The following is an 18,498-nucleotide window of genomic DNA, read 5'->3' as shown; positions in this document are numbered from 1 at the left end:
AAAGGAGGCTTTTATACGATGACAGTTGCTACATATGAAGTAGAAAAACAATTTTTAACATACGTGAAGAAGATACAAAATTACGGAGAAGCATTAAGTTTAATGTTTTGGGATTTAAGAACAGGTGCACCCAAAAAAGGTGTAGATCAGCGTTCAGAAGTAATTGGTATGCTTTCGTCAGAAGTGTTTGCTATGTCGACTTCAGATGAGATGGGAAACTATTTAACAGAACTTGAAGCTTTAATACGTGAAGATAAACTTTCTGAAACGACAAAGAAAATGGTTGAAGAGTGTCGGAAAGAATATGATAGAAATAAAAAAATTCCACAAGCTGAATATGAGGCTTATGTGAAATTAGAAGCGAAAGCAGAGAGTGTGTGGGAAGAAGCTCGCGAAAAATCTGATTTCGAAATGTTCCGCCCGTACTTAGAAAAAATTGTTGAATTTAAAAAGAAATTTATTACATATTGGGGTTATGAAATATATAAATATAATACATTATTAGACATGTATGAGCCAGGTATTACAGTAGAAGTTTTAGATCACGTATTTGGTCAACTTCGTGAGCGCATCGTGCCGCTTGTAAAAGAAATCTCTGAGTCTAAAAAAGGATTAAAAACAAGTGCTTTATCGGAACAGTTTTCAAAAGAAAAACAAAAGAACTTTACATTAGAACTATTAAAGCAATTGAATTATGACTTTGAAGCAGGTCGTCTTGATGAAACAGTACATCCTTTCGAAATTACATTAAATAGAGGGGATGTTCGTATTACGACACGCTATGATGAAAAAGATTTCCGTATGGCTGTATTTGGAACAATTCATGAATGTGGTCATGCAGTATATGAACAAAACATTGCAGAACAATTTGAAGGTACACCACTTTGCAGTGGTACATCTATGGGTATTCACGAATCACAATCATTATTCTTTGAGAACTTTATCGGCCGTAATAAATCATTCTGGAAGAAAAATTATGATTTATTAAAAGAGTATAGCGATGGTCAATTTGATGATATGTCAGTCGATGAGTTTTATGATGCAATTAACGAATCGAAGCCGTCATTCATTCGTATAGAAGCAGATGAGCTTACATACCCACTTCATGTTATGGTGCGTTATGAATTAGAGAAAGAATTATTTGATGGTACATTACAAGTGAAGGACTTACCAGCAGCTTGGAATGATAAGATGGAAGCATATTTAGGAATTCGTCCGGAAAATGATGCACAAGGTGTATTGCAAGATGTTCACTGGGCTGGTGGCTCATTTGGATACTTCCCATCTTATGCGCTTGGTTACATGTATGCAGCGCAATTTAAGCAAAGAATGTTAAAAGACATTCCGAACTTTGATGCATTATTAGAAGAAGGAAACGTAACACCAATTCGTGAATGGTTAACAGAACATATTCACCAATACGGTAAAACGAAAAAGCCACTTGAAATTTTAGAAGATGTAACAGGTGAAGGCTTAAATGCAAACTACTTAGCCGATTATTTAGAAGCGAAATATAAAGAGATTTATGAGTTGTAAAAAAAGAGCTGCTTAATTGCAGCTCTTTTTTAAAGGGGGATGGGAGAATGGACTATACATATACAGTAATGACGCAAGAAGAAGCAGAAGAAATTGCATACAACTGGCATTATGAAGGGAAATATTCCTTTTACGATATAGAGGCAGATGAAGAAGATTTAGCTGAATTTTTACATGATGAAAGTAGAGGGGATCATACATTTTCTGTGAAGAAAAATGGCACTCTCATTGGTTATTTTACTGTTTGTAAAATAAATGACGGAACGGTTGATATTGGTCTTGGAATGAGACCTAATATGACTGGGAACGGATTTGGTTTACAGTTCTAAAACGCTATACTAGCTTTTAGTAAAGAAAAATATGGATGCAAGTATATAACACTATCAGTAGCTATATTTAATGAGAGAGCGATTAAAGTGTATAAAAGGGCAGGGTTTGAAGTAGTTGGAACGTTTATACAGAAAACAAATGGTAGTTGTTTTGAGTTTTTGAAAATGAATTATATATGTAAAAATGATTAAAAAACAGAAGAATCTCCTTCTGTTTTTTTATGCAGAAATAAATCATACTTTTTGTAATTGGAAGTTTTGAAATTTTGGAAGAGGATGTGTATGATTGAAGTTTAATAGTAAATAGCAAGTTTAGTAAGGAGAGACAGCATGAGTATAATTAAAACGAAAAATGAAATAGAGTTAATTCATAAATCTGGAAAATTACTTGCTTCATGTCATAGAGAAATTGCGAAGATGATGAAACCAGGTATTACTACAAAAGAAATTAATACGTTTGTTGAAGCATATTTAGAACAGCATGGTGCAACGTCTGAGCAGAAAGGGTACAACGGATATCCATATGCGATATGTGCATCTGTAAACGATGAAATGTGTCATGCGTTTCCGGCCGATGTTCCTTTAACTGAGGGTGATATTGTAACAATTGACACGGTAGTAAACTTAAATGGAGGTCTTTCAGATTCTGCTTGGACGTATAGAGTTGGAAAAGTTTCTGATGAAGCAGAAAAGTTGTTGTTAGTAGCTGAGAATGCTTTGTATAAAGGAATTGACCAGGCGGTAATTGGTAATCATGTAGGAGATATTGGCTATGCAATTGAAAGTTATGTAACAAATGAAGGTTTTTCTGTTGCAAGAGACTTTACGGGACATGGAATCGGTAAAGAGATTCATGAAGAACCAGCAATTTTTCATTTTGGGAAACAAGGACAAGGACCTCAGTTACAAGAAGGAATGGTAATTACAATTGAACCGATTGTAAATATAGGTATGCGATATTCTAAAGTAGATTTAAATGGGTGGGCTGCACGAACGATGGACGGGAAATTATCAGCTCAATATGAGCATACAATTGCGATTACAAAAGATGGGCCAATCATTTTAACGAAGTTGTAATTGGAAATGAAAGAGTTTGCAAAACTCGAACAAAAATAGTAGTTTTTAAAAATTTGTACGTGTTTTTTCGATAAATGCTTTTCAAAGCATAAAAAGTACGTTATAATCCTTCTATAAAATAAATAGTTAGCTACACTCATATAATCGCGGGGATATGGCCTGCAAGTTTCTACCGAAGTACCGTAAATACTTTGACTATGAGTGAGGACGAATATAATTGCTTGTTTAGCATTCTTTTTTTGCGAAACTCCAAAAGCGCGTCTCTCACTTGTAACGAGTGGTGGTGGCTTTTGGAGTTTTTTTATTGCATAAGAGGGGGAACAAACATGAAAGTATTACAAGAAAAGATTTTGAACGAAGGAAAGGTTTTATCTGGTGACGTATTAAAGGTAGATGCTTTTTTAAATCATCAAATTGATCCAGTACTTATGCAAGAAATCGGAAAAGAATTTGCTAAACGTTTTAAAGAAGAGAACATTACAAAAATCGTGACGATTGAATCTTCAGGCATTGCACCAGCAGTTATGGCTGCATTAGAGCTTGGTGTAAAAGTAATTTTTGCACGAAAACGTAAATCGTTAACGTTACAAGATAATATGTACGTTGCAAACGTATATTCATTTACAAAACAAGAAACAAATGAAATTTCATTATCTCGAAATCATATCGATGAAAATGATCGTGTATTAATCATCGATGACTTTTTAGCAAACGGTCAGGCTGCTTTAGGTTTAATGAGTTTAGTAGAGCAAGCTGGAGCGAGTATTGCAGGGATTGGAATTGTTATTGAAAAAGCATTTCAAGATGGAGGAAAGAAGCTTCGTGAACAAGGCGTTCGTGTTGAATCACTAGCAGAAATTGCATCACTTGATAACGGCACAGTTACATTTGTACAGCAAAAAACTGCGGAGGTGAAATAAACGATGAAGCAGCATCCATTTAAAATTGCATCGCTTGGTATGCAGCATATGCTTGCAATGTATGCTGGAGCAATTATCGTTCCGCTTATTGTGGGCGGTGGACTTGGTTTAAATCAAAAAGAGTTAACATATTTAGTCTCAATTGATTTATTAATGTGCGGCGTTGCGACAATTTTACAAGCATTATCAAATCGCTTTTTCGGTATAGGACTTCCCGTTGTACTTGGTTGTACATTTACAGCCGTTGGACCGATGATTGCGATTGGAAAACAATACGGTGTGTCTTCAATTTATGGAGCAATTATTGCTGCTGGGTTATTCGTTGTTATTTTTGCGAAATTATTTGGAAAACTTGTAAAACTGTTTCCACCTGTTGTAACAGGATCTGTTGTTACTGTAATTGGAGTTACACTTGTTCCAGCAGCAATTAATGATATGGCTGGAGGAGTAGGAAGTAAGGATTTCGGTAGTCTTGAAAATTTAGCATTAGCATTTGGTGTGTTATTATTTATCATCATTATGTATCGTTTCTTTGATGGATTTATTCGTTCAATCTCTATTTTACTAGGTCTATTGTTCGGTACTATCGTTGCAGCGTTTATGGGGAAAGTAAGTTTGCAAGCGGTTGGAGAGGCGGATTGGTTCCACGGTATTCAACCATTTTACTTTGGTACACCAACATTTGAATTAACACCAATTATTACGATGATTCTCGTTGCTTGTGTAGGGATTGTAGAAGCAACGGGTGTATACTTTGCATTATCTGATATTTGCAATAAAAAAATCGGTGAAAAAGAATTAACAAAAGGCTATCGCGCAGAAGGATTAGCGATGGTGTTAGGTGGTATTTTCAACGCGTTCCCATATACAACATACTCTCAAAACGTAGGACTTGTTCAATTAACTGGAGTAAGAAATCGCGTTATTATTTATACTTGCGGTGGTATGTTAATCGCACTTGGTTTCATTCCTAAAATCGCAGCTATTACAACAATTATTCCGAAATCAGTACTGGGCGGTGCGATGTTAGCGATGTTCGGTATGGTTATGGCATATGGTATTAAAATGTTAAGTAGCGTTGACTTCGGAAGACAAGAAAACTTATTAATCGTTGCATGTTCTGTCGGAATTGGGCTTGGCGTAACAGTCGTTCCTACATTATTTTCACAACTTCCAGAAAGCATTCGTATTTTAACAGATAACGGAATTGTACTTGGAAGTGCTTCAGCAGTACTTTTAAATATCGTATTTAATATGGTGCCGCAGCGCAAAGTGAAAGTAGAAGAAGAGCCAGTATCTATGCAAAATGCAGTAAGAGAAGCGTAAAAAAGCAAGGTCTCGTTATGAGACCTTGCTTTTCTTTTTAAGTGGCATCATTTTCCCGTAAGTACCAAGACGCCAAATGTACTCAAGTGGCCCGTATTGGTAATGTGAAAGCCACCAGCGGCTAATAAAGATTTGTAACGTGTAGAAACTAATGCAGAATATTGGTCCAACCCATAATGGAGCAGGATAATAATTTTTAAGAAATAGACCAAATACAAGTAATGTAACAATTGTATGCGAGATGTAATTTGTTAATGCCATTCGTCCAACGTATTGGAATGGACGTAATAACGTTTGCCATTTTTCTTTTTGTAATAAACGCATTAGTGTGAAAATGTAGAATATGAATAACGTTTTTCCGCTAAACATTGTAAAGACCTGCATATAAATTGGTTCATAAAATGGTTTTGATAAGAAGTAACGAACCATGAAGAACCACATTGGTAATGTAAAAAGGAACATAATAATTTGCCATTTTTTAAGCTTTGGATCTAACTCTTTCGCGCGGCGGAAAATATCCTTTTTGCCGGCGTATAAACCAAGTAAAAACAGCCCAACTGTTTCTGGGAGCATAAGTAAATTTAATCCAATTCCATCAGCGTAAAATGCATGGAAACGATTTTGTATTTGTGACAGCCAGTCTTCTAATGGCATGATAGGTAAGGAAAAACCTAGCTCTTCCTTTGGTACCAATGCAACCGTAATACCAGCCATTAGCATAATGAATTGAAAAATACTCAATAAAACGATAGCCCATATTAAAATAGTACGAGGTTCTCTCTTATAAAATAAAAATAAGAAAAATCCAGCAATCGCATAAGTATGTAAAATGTCTCCGTCCCATAAAAGAACGTAATGTAAGAAACCGAATAATAATAAAATAAGTAAGCGGCGAACAAATAAAATTTTTGGATGATCTGTTTTCGCTTCAGCACGACTCATAAAAATATAAAAACCTAATCCGAATAAAAACGAAAAAATTGTATAAAATTTCGTTTGAATAAACATATCGTAAAATAGGCGAATGTAGCTGTCTATCCCTTCGTAAATTCCTGAAAGATCACGTGAGTCAACCCCGGCGATAACAGGCCAATTCACAAGAAAAATACCTAGTACAGCTATTCCTCTAATAATATCAATGGAGTGTATCCTCTCGCCTTGTGTGAGATTTTGTGTCATTTTTTTCCTCCTTGTTAAGTAATTCCCTTTTATTATACGAAATGTAAGGTGGAGGGGATAGGGGATATTTCCATTTTTTTAAACTGTTAAGTTATGTAGGATGAGATATAATAAGAGTGCACAACAAGTTTTAACCTTTTTCAAAACAGGCAGTAAAGCTCCTTCTTATAAGGAGCTTTCTTTATGAAAAGTGTTGATAATGATTCTCTTTAATGATAAACTGTATTCAAAAGTGATAATCATTATCAAAAAAAGGTTGGTGCGTAAGTATGGTATATGCATTAGTAGCAGGTACAGTCGCTGTATATGCAGTTATTGCGAAGTATGTTTTAAATGGAGTAGGAACAGCAAAATGAGTGATATGACATAAAATCCCTTTCATTTGTAAAAAGAATGAAAGGGATTTTTTATTTTTAATGAGAATATGCTGAAAATTTAGTATGATAGTAAAGTGAAACTGTAATCAATGGGTAGGTGTAACTCTCACTGGTTATGAGCTCGCAAATAGCGGGGAAAAGTATATACATCTTGGATAAAGGGGAACAAGGGGATGACAAACATAGTACAGACAAACGGTATGAAAAAACTTGTTTGTTTTTATGAAGAGTGGCAAAAACACGGCGATGCAGAGAATAGTTTAAAGTTGTTTGAGGTAATTCAAAAATATAAACAAGAACAGCTTATGATAGCGTTCTGCGGTCACTTCTCTGCAGGGAAATCAACGATGATGAATCATCTATATAAAGCGCAGTTGTTACCGACAAGTCCAATTCCGACAAGCGCTAACGTTGTCAAAATTGAAAAAGGAATGGATCGTGTTGTTGTAACGGTTAAATCTGGAGAGCAGTACGAATATGACGGTGCATATTCAGCAGAAGAATTAAAACAAATTTGTAAAGACGGCGATGAAGTAATTGGTGTTCATATTTATCGAAACGACGCGCCGATTCCTGAAGGGGTTATGTTAGTTGATACACCAGGGATTGATTCAACAGATGATGCCCATCAATTAGCGACAGAGTCGACACTTCATCTGGCAGATGTCATTTTTTATATGATGGATTATAATCACGTCCAATCGGAAGTGAATTTACAATTTGTTAAAGAATTGAAACAACGTAATAAAACGGTTTATCTCGTTGTAAATCAAATAGATAAACATAAAGAAAATGAATTATCGTTTGAGAATTATAAAGATAGTGTAAAACAATCATTCTCTAACTGGGATATTGAAGTAGATGGTGTTTATTATACGTCATTACGAATGATGAACCATCCACATAATGAAATTAGAAGCTTAGAAGCGTTAATTACTTCTATTATGAAAGAAAAAGAGCAGTATGTAAGGACTGGAATGGAGCGAGAAACAGAATATTTAATGGGAGAACATTTCTCGTTTATTGTTTCTGAAAATGAAAAAGCTCTCTTGAAATATGAGGAAGAGTTAGCATCACCACTTTCTATTTCAGAGGTAGTTGAAAAGAAGGAAGAGTTAACGGAAGCGAAAAATCGTGAGGCAAGTAAAGAATCTTATGTGAGAAATGAATTTATAAAAGGTTTACAAGCTATATTAGATAACGCATATTTAATGCCGTTTGAAATGAGAGAATTGGCAAATGCATATTTAGAAACGAAATTAACAAAATTTAAGGTCGGTTTGCTATTTGCGAAAGGAAAGACGGAGCAAGAAAAACAAAGACGTGTAGAGGCGTTTTATTCTGCCCTTCAAAAGACTGTTGAAACGCAGCTTGATTTTCATGTGAAGGAATTTATTGTAGCCTTCTTAAAAGAAGAAGGATTGTTCACGGAGGAAATTGGGAAAGACATATATGGGTTAGAAATTGCTTTCGGACCAGAAATGTTGGCTGAAGTAATTAAACAAGGCGCAGGTTTCACAGGTGATTACTTACTTCTTTATACAGCGGATGTAGCGAATGAACTGAAGAAACGTTATTTTATAAAAGCACAGCAAATTTTTGATAAAAGTGCGGTCGTTTTAAAGCAAAAGGTGAGAGAAGCAGTTGCTCGTATTGAAGAAGAGATTGAAACATATACGATGCTGCAAACGGCGAAAGAAACACAATTACAATACAGTAACAATTTGGAGGCATATGAAGACTATTTACGAAATGTTTGGCACGATCATGTTGCTACGCCTGAAGGGCTGCAAATAGATGAGATATTGCAAAGGGAAAAGCAAATTGTTAGTGAGAAATTTACACTACAAGAGCAGGAAATCGTAAGCGATAACGTAGCGGTTCATGAAGAAGAGCTGAAAGGAACGACGGCTTTAAATATTCAGCGGATATTAGAGAAAGTGAAAAAAGCTGAAACGATATTAGAGCCATTGCCAGCGCTGAAACATGTACAGCAAGAGGTAATAGAGAAAAGAAGACGTGTGGAAACAAAACAATTTACAGTAGCGTTATTCGGGGCATTTAGTGCTGGAAAATCATCATTTGCCAATGCCTTACTCGGTGAGAAAGTACTTCCTGTATCACCAAACCCGACGACGGCAACGATTAATCAAATTTTGCCGGTTACAGAGGAAAAACCACACGGAACAGTAATTGTTCAGTTTAAATCAAAGCAAGCGTTATTAGAAGATATGAAAGCTGTTTATAAGCTGTTTCATTATGAGATTGCTACGTTAGATGAAGCGTTAGCACAAATTGATAAAGTTATGAAATATCCTTCACCAACTGGGAAGCAAAAAACAACATTTAGCTTTTTACGAGCGGTACAAAAAGGATATGATGCAGTTTCTACTTATTTAGGAGAACAAGTACAAGTTACATTAGAAGAGTTCTCTGATTATGTAGCGAATGAAGAGAAATCATGCTTCGTTGAGTATATGGAACTTTATTATGATTGTGCTTTAACAAGGCAGGGAGTAGCGCTTGTAGACACACCTGGAGCGGATTCTATTAATGCTCGCCATACGGATGTTGCATTCCAGTATATTAAAAACGCAGATGCTATTTTATTTGTAACATATTATAATCATGTATTCTCTCGTGCTGACCGTGAATTTTTAATTCAGCTTGGTCGTGTAAAGGATACTTTTGCCCTTGATAAAATGTTCTTCTTAATTAATGCGGCGGATTTAGCAGAGTCTGAAGAAGAACTTGAAATGGTAAAAGGTTATATCGCAGATCAGCTGCTGCAATACGGTATTAGAAATCCGCGTTTATTTGCAATTTCAAGTTTATGTGCGCTTGAAGAGAAACAAGGAAAGAATGTTGAAAAAGAGAAGTATGGTATTTTACAAAACTCTGGGATTACGAAGTTTGAGGAATCATTTACGTCCTTTATGATGAGAGATTTAATGCTTGTTTCTGTGCATGCTCTATATGGTGCTTTGCAAGGGGCAGATCAGCTTTTAGTAAACATGATAAAGGGTGCAAAACAGGGGAATGAAGAGAAAGAGAAGCAAACGAAAAAATATGAAGCAGAGCGTGATCAACTACTTCATATCATTTCATCATATAGTGTACTTGCTGAAGAACAGGCGATGCAAAATGAAGTGAAAGAGTTGCTTTATTACGTGCAACAGCGTCTATTCCTGCGCTATAACGATGTGTTTACTGAATTTATTAATCCAGCGTCACTTCGAACGGATGGAAATGTGAAAACACAATTGCAACAGTGTGTTATGGAATTAGTAGCATTTATTCAGCATGATTTATTGCAAGAAATGCGTGCGACATCATTACGCCTTGAAAAATGGATAGACGAAGCGATGAAGCGTGCAAAGGACGAAATTGTAGTGAACTGTAAAGTAGAAAATGAATCAATTTCTATGAATGGAATAGTGGAGTATGAATATAAAGATATTACACATAAAGAACCGTTCCCTTCAGTTGAAATAAAAGATTTCAAAAAAGCACTGGCACATTTTAAAAATGAGAAAAGCTTTTTTGAAAAGAATGACAAAGCTTTTATGCAAGAAGACGCTAAATCTGTATTAGAACCGTTCGTATCAAACTATGTAGCTGATGAAAAAGATTTATTTGTTCATCATTATAAGCAAGAGTGGGATATGAAGTGGAACTTATTCCAAAAAGTGATGCAGCAAGATGTGATGAACTATTATGAAAGTATATTGTTTGCATTGGCTGAAACGATCGATGTATCTCTATATGAACAAAGTAAAGAACAATTGCAAAAGCAGTTAGTAGAGATTGAAAAAGAAATTTATGTTATATAGTCGTTATGAGAAAAAGATTCGTTCAATTTTCTTTTGCAGTACAGTATCTAAAGATTTTACAAATCCAGCAAATTCATCGGTAGAAATCATATGAGTAAGAACGAGTCGTCTGCCATCTGGTGTTTCACCGCATAAGACGAATGAAGAAAATTCATATGTTTTGTTTTCAACTACTAATTTTGGATAGGAATACGTGTCGCTTTTCTTCTTCTTTCCATCAATAGAGATGACGTTGCATTTTTTCTCATTGTTGTCCATGGTGAATCCCTCCTTTCTATTACTTATGGTAGACAAGGAGGGTTTAGAACAATAGAGAAGGGGGAATTTTTTATGTCTGTTGTAATAGAACGTATTCCAAAAGAGGCTATACCGAAGTCTTTATTGCTACTTGCTGATCCAAGTGAACGGCAAATAGCTACATATGTACAAAGAGGATTAACATACGTAGCTAAGCAGGGGAGGAGCGTTATCGGTGTATATGTTCTTTTGGAAACAAGGCCAAAGACGATGGAAATCATGAATATTGCGGTTGCAGAGCATTTACAAGGAAAAGGGATTGGGAAGAAGCTATTAAGGCATGCTGTAGAAACTGCTAAAGGATATGGTATGTCAAAACTTGAAGTTGGTACAGGCAATTCTAGTGTTTCACAACTTGCTTTATATCAAAAATGTGGATTTCGTATTTTTTCTATTGATTTTGATTACTTTTCGAAGCATTATGAAGAAGAGATTATTGAAAATGGGATTGTATGTCGTGATATGATCCGGCTTGCAATGGAATTGAATAAAAACGTATAACTATTTAGGGGGAAGAGAAGATGGAAGTACATAAAGCAATTACAGCACATTCTCGTAAACAAAATGAAAGTGTAAAAGCATGTTTACAATTAGATGCACAGCGTGAAGCAGCTATTGAAGCTGCCGTATCTCTTGCGTCAAATGGGAAAGAATTTTCGGTTGATGTCATTAATGTTGTAACGAAGCAAATTAATGATCTTGCAAAAAATGGTGTTACCTTGCAGCGTAAATATGTTACAGAAGAAATGGTTATGGAGTATGTAAGTCGTTTGAAAGAGAAAGAAGGTCGTTAAAGATGATAGTTACAGTCGAATGGTTACGTGAGCATATAGAAGATGAGAATGTCCGTATAATCGATTGTCGTTTTGATTTAGCGAATCCTAATTGGGGTAGAGAAAAGTATGAAGAAGGACATATTCCTCATGCGTTATATTTTGATTTGAATTTAGATTTATCAAGTCCTATAGCAGAACATGGTGGCCGCCATCCTTTACCAAATATTGAGGAGTTTGCAGACAAGCTTTCGGAGGCTGGTATTGATGAACATACGAAAGTAATTGCGTATGACAGTCAAGCCGGTGCAAATGCTGCTCGTTTATGGTGGTTATGTAACTATGTAGGACATGAGAAAGTATATATATTAGATGGTGGTTTCCCGGCTTGGAAAGAGAATGGACTACCGACAACAACGGAAATTCCTGTTGTTATACGAAAAACATTCAAAACAAACATACAAGATCATATGCTTGTAACGATGGAAACGGTCAGAGAGAATATCCGTGCAGGTGCGGATGTTACATTAATTGATTCTAGAGAGCCAAAGCGTTATGCTGGTGTCGAGGAACTTGTCGATCATAAAGCAGGTCATATTCCGACAGCGGTAAACCATTTTTGGAAGGATGGAATGTTGCAATCAGGACAATTTAAGAATGGAGCTGGGCAACAAGAACGCTTCCAAAATCTTTCGAAAGATAAGGAAACCATTGTATATTGTGGTTCTGGTGTTACGGCATGTCCAAATATCGTTGCATTAAAATTGGCTGGATTCCAAAATGTAAAATTGTATGCAGGTAGCTGGAGTGATTGGATTTCTTATCCAGAAAATCAAATTGCAAAAGAAGAAGATTAATCACTTGCATGCAAAAATAATTTGTATTAAAATAAGGTCACAAGCAAGAGATTGCTCGAAAAACTTTGTATTTTACACATTAGAAACAATGTGATAATATAACGACAAGTAAATAATACATCCTGCGGTGTGCGTAACTTATTTATGTCTAAAACCGATGTTAGTTATACGGAAGCTCAATATTTAGCGACCATCATCAAGCCTTCCTTGTGGAGGAAGATGTACGGTAACTGTGAGGGCATCCACCTGCGAGTAGCGGGTTTTTGGACATTTACGAGGAGCGGCACGTGCGGGGGTCTTATTTCAACTAACCTTATATAAAATTCCTACGGTGTACGTAGCTTATGCATGTCTTAAACCAATAAGTTTAATATGGAAGTTCAATATTTAAATGTAGCTAACATGCCATCTTTTTAAGAAGGAAGTTACAAACATTTGTGAGAGCATCCACCTGTGAGAGCAGGTTTATGGACATCTAGAGAGAACGGCATATGTGGGGCTATATAAAAACCTTACGTTTTATACGTAAGGTTTTTTTGTTGCATAGATATATCAATATTATCTTGATTCACCTGTGAAGTTTCCGTAATAAATGTAGCACTTTCTGTCTTCATCAATCTCTCTTGAATCTAAGGAGAACTCCATAGACATGCCGTCTCGCTGAATATATATAATATCTGAATGAAGAGATGGTAAAATTTCTTCATAGTTCCATACATCTTGACTATCTACTATGTTTGAACTCGTTTCACTTAGTTCTCTAATTTCAAAACCGATGTAGGAGTATGTAGGGTCTGAAGGGTCATTTGCGAAAACTTCTTTTTGAATATAAATAACTGCTGTTCCGTCTGGATCAACCGAAGTTGCAGTAACAACATAAGTATTTTTCTCTTTAATAAAATATTCACAAGTCATGCGTGCGATAATTTCAGAATTAGAAATATTGGCGTAGTTCCATAAAGCAGGATACCCTTTCGTTTCATCATTAAGTCGATATTCTAAGCGCATTTAATCCCTCTTCTTCCTTTTTCTTCTACTTTATCATGCCATCCTATATAATAGGAATAGAATTTAAAAAGGGGAGTGCGAAGGTGACAAAAACGAAATGGCTAGTAGGTGGTGTCGTAACGTCTTTAATGACTGGCACTTTATTTGGTTGCGCACAAGATCTTCCCCCAAAACCAAATGATAATAGTTGTTCTGATTGGGATTGGGATGATGAACTTGGGGTATGGCAGTGTGATGATAGTAGTTCAGGTTATCGTGGGCATTATTTCTATGGTGGGCGATACTATCAAAATAAATCCACTTTTAAAAATTCATCGGCGTTTAAATCGTATCAATCGTCTGCTGAATTTAAAGGTGGAATTGGAAGCGGTTCAAAGGGAGGATTTGGGGGCTAAAATATGTCGCAATACATAAGGGATCGAAAAGAATTTTATTTAAAATATCCGGATTTTTGGTCGGATTTATATGAATGTGAGTATAGTTTGTTTCATGTTTTTTCTATAACAAATCAGACTTTGGACCAATTACACTTAGCGACTGAACGAATGGGGAAAATATTTTTTAAGACTGCTAGACTGCTGCGTAATTTAAGTGACGAACAGCTTCTAGATCTTGGCTTTCCATCCGCGAGTTTATCTTTCATTAGAATGAAAGGGCTCTATCCTGAATCTGTAATTTCGCGATTTGATTTTGCTGTAACAGAGGATAACAAAATCAAAATGCTTGAGTTTAATAGTGATACACCAACTTTTATTGTGGAATGTTTTCAAATGAATGGGAAAGTATGTGGAAATCTAGGCTATGATGATCCAAACTCGGATCAAGAACGATTGCTATCTTCTGGTGTAACGAAAGCAGTAATGGAAGCGACAAAGGGATTAGATAATCCAAATGTTGTTTTTTCAGCACATCATGAACATATCGAGGATTGGAATACCACTATGTATTTAAGTCAGCTATGCCATGTTGAAAATAAAGTATTGCCAATGTCAGAACTTAGAATTACAAAGGATGCTCTAGTCGATAAAGATGGGGCGAAGATTGATGTTTTATATCGCCAAACATATCCGATAGAAGATTTAATTGAGGATCAAGATCCTGAAACAGGAGATTTGGTAGGTGTGGAATTGTTACAACTTGTAAAAGCCGGAAAGCTTTTTATAATAAATCCTTTGTCAGCATTTTTACTTCAGCCAAAATCAATTCAGTGTCTTATTTGGGGGTTAGCAGAAGAAGAGGCCTTTTATACAAATGAGGAACAACAGTGGATTAAAGAATATATGTTACCTACATATTTAGAACCAGATTTATTTTTAGGAAAAGGTTCTTTCGTTCAAAAACCTTCATTTGGGAGAGAAGGAGATACAATTACGATTCGCGATAAAGACGAAAATATTATGCTTCAAAATGCACACCAAACATATAAAGCGTCACTGCCGATATTTCAAAAGTATATCGAACTGCCAGTCGTATCCTTGGAAACAGAAAAAGGGATCGAGAAACTGTCATATGTGTTTGGTTCGTTTTTAATTGCTGGAAAAGCGAGTAGTATCGGTATTCGTGCGGGAGAAAAGATTACAGGAAATGAATCGTACTATTTACCGGTAGGTATAAAAAGGAGGGGAAAAAATGATTAATTTTTTATTATATTTAGTAGTAACACTCGGCCTTTTATGTATAGGTCTGTTCTTGATGGAAGTGACAACGAAAGTAAAGGAATTTAAGTTAATGGCTCAAGGAAATAAGGCGGTAAGCTATGTGCTTGGAGGACGATTACTTGGGTTAGCTGTTGTTTTATATTCGACAGCAGCTAATTCAATTTCACTTCTTGATATGATTTCGTGGGGAGCAGTTGGGATTTTGGCTCAAATTATCGTCTTTTATTTAGCTGAGTGGCTTACACCACGCTTTAATATAAACAAAAGTCTCGAAGAAGATAATCAAGCAGTCGGTCTTTTTCTTATGTTTTTATCAATTTCAATTGGGATTGTAATTGCTGGTTGTATAACTTATTAAAAACTTTACGTTTAAACGTAAAGTTTTTTATTTTATCCCGTAAAAGCCCGATTGGTGAGGGCTAATAATCAGTGGGGGATGAACAAAACCTCCACTGATTAAAGTTACACTTTATATATGTTAGTTTGCCATACCTTTTGAAAAAATTGTAGGCTACGGTTGACATCTATTTTAAATAAGAGTAACATTTTCAATGTAATGAAAATAAGTCTCTGTTAGGTGAGGCTCCTGTATAGAGAAATGCTACTGCCCAAAAATGTCGAGAGACGCCAATGGGTCAACAGGAATGATCGAATTAAGGTTTTTCTTAACGTAGCTGGTAATGTACCTATGCTATACAGTGCTAAAACTCGGTGAGGGAGAGGTCCGTAGATTTCTAATTATATTAGAAATCGTTTATTTGTGTATGTAATGGCCGCTACTCTCTTAAGGGTAGGGGCCTTTTTTGTTACCAAGCTATGAGTAATTTCATAGTATAAACTATAAAATTAAACGAGGAGGTGAGGAGCATGTCAAATTCTGACTCGGTTCCGTTACCCATATACTTCAAATCAAAAATATATGATGTAGGCAGGAAACGATTTGTTCCTCCCTCTATATTTATCATAATGTAGCGTTTATAAAACGCGAGACACTTTCACAGTAAAGTGGATAAATTGAGAAACAAAGCGTTTCTTCCTATGTTGTAAAGGAGGAGACGATAATATGTTATATGCAAACAAAACTGTGGGTAACACGTCATATAAACTAAGTAAAAAATCAATAAAAGAACAAACAATGCTCCAAAAAAATAAAGATTTATTAATTGAAATTGCAACAAGAGATGTAAAATCTGTATTTGCATATTTTAAAACAACAAGAGACGGACTATCAATGAAAGAGGCGCAAAAACGTATTCAAGTATATGGCCGAAATGAACTAACTTCAAAAAGAGCACTTCTCGCAGAAGTAATGATGAAGCTTGGTGGCATGATTCCAGGTTTTTCAAAACAACGTGTGTGTGATGAATTACAACGTGAAACGATTACTGTATCTAGAGTAGAATGTTCTAGTAGTACAGGGTTAAATAGTGAACTGAAAATGATGGAGATACCAGTGCAAGAACTTGTACCTGGAGATATGATTTTTCTTTCGGCTGGAGATGCTGTGCCAGCTGATGTACGTATTATTTATGCAGATGATTTATTAGTGAATGAGTCTGTGTTAACGGGAAACGAAGCGAATATAGAGAAGTTTGAGAGCTGCTATCATCTTGAACGTAAACGATTTATTCCATTAAAACGGATGAAAGATTATAATCCACTTGAGCTTGAAAATGTATGTTTTAAAGGTTCGCATATCGTTAGTGGAAATGCAAAAGCTATCGTTGTTTCTACTGGAAAAAATACGTATTCAGGCATATTGCATACTTGTTGTAGTAGAACGTCTTAATGTGTTAATGGTGCTAAATATACAAAAACAATGTATAATAGACAAAGTTGAGCAAAAACGTAGAATGGTAATCTATTTATATAACCTTACGTGATAACGTGAGGTTATTATTTTTTTAATAGGAGAGGAATTATGAAAAAAGTATTATTAGTTGATGGTATGGCACTATTATTTCGTGCTTTTTACGCAACAAGTGTCTACGGACAATTTATGAAACGACAAGATGGAACCCCTACGAACGGGATTCATGGTTATATGAAACACTTGTTAACAGCTACGCAAGCGATCGAACCAACACATATCGTTACATGCTGGGATATGGGAAGTACGACATTTAGAACAGAATCGTTCTCGAATTATAAAGCAAATCGTGCAGCGCCACCAGAAGAATTAATTCCTCAATTTGATTTAGTGCAAGAAATGACTGCGAAATTATCCATTCCAGTTATCGGTATGAAAGGCTACGAAGCGGACGATTGTATCGGTACGCTTGCAAAACAATATTGCAATGAAGCTGAAGTTTATATTTTAACTGGTGATACAGATTTACTTCAACTTGTTGATAAGAACGTTACAGTTATGCTTCTGCGTAAAGGAATTGGAAATTACGAATATTACACACCGGAGAAAATCATGGAAGAAAAAGGTGTAGAGCCGTGGCAAATCGTCCATGCAAAAGCTTTCATGGGAGATACAAGTGATAATTATCCAGGGGTAAAAGGTATCGGTGAAAAAACAGCGTATAAGCTTATTCAAGAGCACGGAACAGTATCCGCTGTACTAGAAAATGTAGAGTCATTAACAAAAGCGCAGCGTACGAAGATTGAAAGTGATTTAGAGAACTTAAATATTTCGTTACAATTAGCCCAAATTCACTGTGAAGTTCCAATTTCATGTTCACTAGAAGAAGGATTACACACAATGGATGAAGAAAAACTTAGATTTGTTTGTGAAGAAATGAATTGGGGAAGACCTGAAATATTAATAAATATGCTATAAATAGTTTGGGAAGAGGGATGTTGCATAAGTCGAACTTTGACTTGGTGACACCTTCTTTTTGTTTTTGTAAACAGTATGATAATAAATAAAATTATGTCGAACTCAATTTTAAATATATAAATATTTCGACAAGATATAATGATAAAAGTTGATGAAAATAATAACTTTTATCATGAAGTGAATTAATTTCAACATAGTTTTAGATAATCATTTTTTCGTGTTCACAAAGTTGTCAGAAAATAAACGGAATTTTCATATGAAGTTCAAATAGAATTCACAACAATCAATTATTATAAGAACACACAGATAATTCTTTATCTTTTATATAAACCATCCCCCAAGGAGGACAATGAAAATGAGAAAAAAAGTGAGAAAATCTTTTAAACAATTATTAATTGAAAATAAACAATCACTATTAAATAATAAAGAAAATATGAAAGAAATTGAAGAGAGAATTGAGAAACGACATGTAGCATATAGTGGTGCCAGTAATTAAATAAAATAAAAAAGATAGCCTATGTAGGCTATCTTTTTTATTTT

General features: G+C 35.3%; 17 protein-coding genes, 2 other RNA genes, 1 pseudogene and 2 riboswitches. Of the genes and pseudogenes, 17 read left to right on the top strand and 3 right to left on the bottom strand.

Annotated features, from left to right (window positions below):
- The first annotated feature begins 18 nt into the window (after positions 1-18).
- From ypwA to pbuX, 5 genes and pseudogenes are all read left to right on the top strand, one after another.
- Positions 19-1,536: a carboxypeptidase gene (ypwA, locus tag DN401_RS20165; protein WP_121868165.1), complete on the top strand. Its 1,518-nt coding sequence runs from the start codon at positions 19-21 to the stop codon at positions 1,534-1,536.
- A 47-nt stretch (positions 1,537-1,583) separates the two neighbouring features.
- Positions 1,584-2,057: pseudogene (locus DN401_RS20160) on the top strand (GNAT family N-acetyltransferase).
- Positions 2,058-2,195: 138 nt separating this feature from the next.
- Positions 2,196-2,942 (top strand): type I methionyl aminopeptidase, encoded by a 747-nt coding sequence (locus tag DN401_RS20155; protein ID WP_121868166.1) that lies wholly within the window; start codon positions 2,196-2,198, stop codon positions 2,940-2,942.
- Between the two features lie 116 nt (positions 2,943-3,058).
- Positions 3,059-3,160: riboswitch (purine riboswitch) on the top strand.
- A 108-nt stretch (positions 3,161-3,268) separates the two neighbouring features.
- Positions 3,269-3,862, top strand: coding sequence for a xanthine phosphoribosyltransferase (locus DN401_RS20145; protein ID WP_017657090.1), 594 nt, complete (start codon positions 3,269-3,271; stop codon positions 3,860-3,862).
- Between the two features lie 3 nt (positions 3,863-3,865).
- Entirely contained in the window at positions 3,866-5,188 is a 1,323-nt protein-coding gene (pbuX, locus tag DN401_RS20140; RefSeq protein ID WP_048538184.1) for a xanthine permease PbuX, read from the top strand.
- 15 nt (positions 5,189-5,203) lie between these two features.
- On the opposite strand, the gene DN401_RS20135 is transcribed toward pbuX, so the two are convergent.
- Entirely contained in the window at positions 5,204-6,367 is a 1,164-nt protein-coding gene (locus DN401_RS20135) for a DUF418 domain-containing protein (RefSeq protein ID WP_000193190.1), read from the bottom strand.
- A 550-nt stretch (positions 6,368-6,917) separates the two neighbouring features.
- On the opposite strand from DN401_RS20135, the gene DN401_RS20130 reads away from it, so the two are divergent.
- Positions 6,918-10,577, top strand: coding sequence for a dynamin family protein (locus tag DN401_RS20130; protein ID WP_149287910.1), 3,660 nt, complete (start codon positions 6,918-6,920; stop codon positions 10,575-10,577).
- 3 nt (positions 10,578-10,580) lie between these two features.
- Here the strand turns inward: DN401_RS20130 and DN401_RS20125 are convergent, their stop codons facing one another.
- Entirely contained in the window at positions 10,581-10,835 is a 255-nt protein-coding gene (locus DN401_RS20125; RefSeq protein ID WP_000369740.1) for a DUF3931 domain-containing protein, read from the bottom strand.
- Between the two features lie 72 nt (positions 10,836-10,907).
- On the opposite strand from DN401_RS20125, the gene DN401_RS20120 reads away from it, so the two are divergent.
- The 5 genes from DN401_RS20120 (at position 10,908) to ssrS (DN401_RS20100) (ending at position 13,008) form a co-directional block, all read left to right on the top strand.
- The gene (locus tag DN401_RS20120) at positions 10,908-11,375 is read left to right on the top strand and encodes a GNAT family N-acetyltransferase (protein ID WP_000117692.1); all 468 of its coding nucleotides are present in this window, start codon (positions 10,908-10,910) and stop codon (positions 11,373-11,375) included.
- A gap of 20 nt (positions 11,376-11,395) precedes the next feature.
- A complete protein-coding gene (locus DN401_RS20115) occupies positions 11,396-11,668 on the top strand; it encodes a YpbS family protein (protein WP_000451818.1) in 273 nt (90 codons plus the stop codon).
- Between the two features lie 2 nt (positions 11,669-11,670).
- Positions 11,671-12,504, top strand: a complete 834-nt coding sequence (locus tag DN401_RS20110) for a sulfurtransferase (RefSeq protein ID WP_071740361.1) — start codon at positions 11,671-11,673, stop codon at positions 12,502-12,504.
- 116 nt (positions 12,505-12,620) lie between these two features.
- Positions 12,621-12,803, top strand: a non-coding RNA gene (ssrS, locus tag DN401_RS20105) — 6S RNA.
- A gap of 21 nt (positions 12,804-12,824) precedes the next feature.
- Positions 12,825-13,008, top strand: a non-coding RNA gene (gene ssrS, locus DN401_RS20100) — 6S RNA.
- 54 nt (positions 13,009-13,062) lie between these two features.
- Here the strand turns inward: ssrS (DN401_RS20100) and DN401_RS20095 are convergent.
- Positions 13,063-13,512: a hypothetical protein gene (locus tag DN401_RS20095; protein ID WP_001235523.1), complete on the bottom strand. Its 450-nt coding sequence runs from the start codon at positions 13,510-13,512 to the stop codon at positions 13,063-13,065.
- Between the two features lie 83 nt (positions 13,513-13,595).
- Between DN401_RS20095 and DN401_RS20090 the strand changes: the two genes are divergently transcribed.
- The 6 genes from DN401_RS20090 (at position 13,596) to DN401_RS20065 (ending at position 18,454) form a co-directional block, all read left to right on the top strand.
- Positions 13,596-13,907: a hypothetical protein gene (locus DN401_RS20090; protein WP_000169030.1), complete on the top strand. Its 312-nt coding sequence runs from the start codon at positions 13,596-13,598 to the stop codon at positions 13,905-13,907.
- 3 nt (positions 13,908-13,910) lie between these two features.
- Positions 13,911-15,149 (top strand): glutathionylspermidine synthase family protein, encoded by a 1,239-nt coding sequence (locus tag DN401_RS20085; RefSeq protein ID WP_149287909.1) that lies wholly within the window; start codon positions 13,911-13,913, stop codon positions 15,147-15,149.
- Positions 15,142-15,528: a DUF350 domain-containing protein gene (locus DN401_RS20080; RefSeq protein ID WP_000606868.1), complete on the top strand. Its 387-nt coding sequence runs from the start codon at positions 15,142-15,144 to the stop codon at positions 15,526-15,528. Before DN401_RS20085 ends, DN401_RS20080 begins: the two co-directional genes overlap by 8 nt.
- Before the next feature lie 204 nt (positions 15,529-15,732).
- Positions 15,733-15,898, top strand: a riboswitch (M-box (ykoK) riboswitch).
- Positions 15,899-16,233: 335 nt separating this feature from the next.
- A complete protein-coding gene (locus DN401_RS20075) occupies positions 16,234-16,959 on the top strand; it encodes a P-type ATPase actuator domain-containing protein (RefSeq protein WP_000964949.1) in 726 nt (241 codons plus the stop codon).
- 132 nt (positions 16,960-17,091) lie between these two features.
- The gene (locus DN401_RS20070; protein WP_000757072.1) at positions 17,092-17,958 is read left to right on the top strand and encodes a 5'-3' exonuclease; all 867 of its coding nucleotides are present in this window, start codon (positions 17,092-17,094) and stop codon (positions 17,956-17,958) included.
- 355 nt (positions 17,959-18,313) lie between these two features.
- Complete coding sequence (locus DN401_RS20065) at positions 18,314-18,454, top strand: FbpB family small basic protein (RefSeq protein ID WP_001228048.1); 141 nt, start codon at positions 18,314-18,316, stop codon at positions 18,452-18,454.
- Positions 18,455-18,498: the final 44 nt, after the last annotated feature.

It is taken from the genome of Bacillus sp. BF2-3 (assembly GCF_008368795.1).
In the GTDB taxonomy this organism is placed as follows: domain Bacteria; phylum Bacillota; class Bacilli; order Bacillales; family Bacillaceae_G; genus Bacillus_A; species Bacillus_A cereus.
Note: the sequence above shows the minus strand (reverse complement) of the source record. Positions and strands in the feature narration are given on the sequence as shown.

Excerpts from the sequence above, each read along its gene's own strand:
- pbuX (WP_048538184.1), top strand. The coding sequence starts at position 3,866 with ATGAAGCAGCATCCATTTAAAATTGCATCGCTTGGTATGCAGCATATG.
- DN401_RS20070 (WP_000757072.1), top strand. The coding sequence starts at position 17,092 with ATGAAAAAAGTATTATTAGTTGATGGTATGGCACTATTATTTCGTGCT.
- DN401_RS20135 (WP_000193190.1), bottom strand. The coding sequence starts at position 6,367 with ATGACACAAAATCTCACACAAGGCGAGAGGATACACTCCATTGATATT.
- DN401_RS20080 (WP_000606868.1), top strand. The coding sequence starts at position 15,142 with ATGATTAATTTTTTATTATATTTAGTAGTAACACTCGGCCTTTTATGT.
- DN401_RS20095 (WP_001235523.1), bottom strand. The coding sequence starts at position 13,512 with ATGCGCTTAGAATATCGACTTAATGATGAAACGAAAGGGTATCCTGCT.
- DN401_RS20120 (WP_000117692.1), top strand. The coding sequence starts at position 10,908 with ATGTCTGTTGTAATAGAACGTATTCCAAAAGAGGCTATACCGAAGTCT.
- DN401_RS20110 (WP_071740361.1), top strand. The coding sequence starts at position 11,671 with ATGATAGTTACAGTCGAATGGTTACGTGAGCATATAGAAGATGAGAAT.
- DN401_RS20145 (WP_017657090.1), top strand. The coding sequence starts at position 3,269 with ATGAAAGTATTACAAGAAAAGATTTTGAACGAAGGAAAGGTTTTATCT.
- DN401_RS20075 (WP_000964949.1), top strand. The coding sequence starts at position 16,234 with ATGTTATATGCAAACAAAACTGTGGGTAACACGTCATATAAACTAAGT.
- DN401_RS20085 (WP_149287909.1), top strand. The coding sequence starts at position 13,911 with ATGTCGCAATACATAAGGGATCGAAAAGAATTTTATTTAAAATATCCG.
- DN401_RS20115 (WP_000451818.1), top strand. The coding sequence starts at position 11,396 with ATGGAAGTACATAAAGCAATTACAGCACATTCTCGTAAACAAAATGAA.
- DN401_RS20155 (WP_121868166.1), top strand. The coding sequence starts at position 2,196 with ATGAGTATAATTAAAACGAAAAATGAAATAGAGTTAATTCATAAATCT.
- ypwA (WP_121868165.1), top strand. The coding sequence starts at position 19 with ATGACAGTTGCTACATATGAAGTAGAAAAACAATTTTTAACATACGTG.
- DN401_RS20125 (WP_000369740.1), bottom strand. The coding sequence starts at position 10,835 with ATGGACAACAATGAGAAAAAATGCAACGTCATCTCTATTGATGGAAAG.
- DN401_RS20065 (WP_001228048.1), top strand. The coding sequence starts at position 18,314 with ATGAGAAAAAAAGTGAGAAAATCTTTTAAACAATTATTAATTGAAAAT.
- DN401_RS20130 (WP_149287910.1), top strand. The coding sequence starts at position 6,918 with ATGACAAACATAGTACAGACAAACGGTATGAAAAAACTTGTTTGTTTT.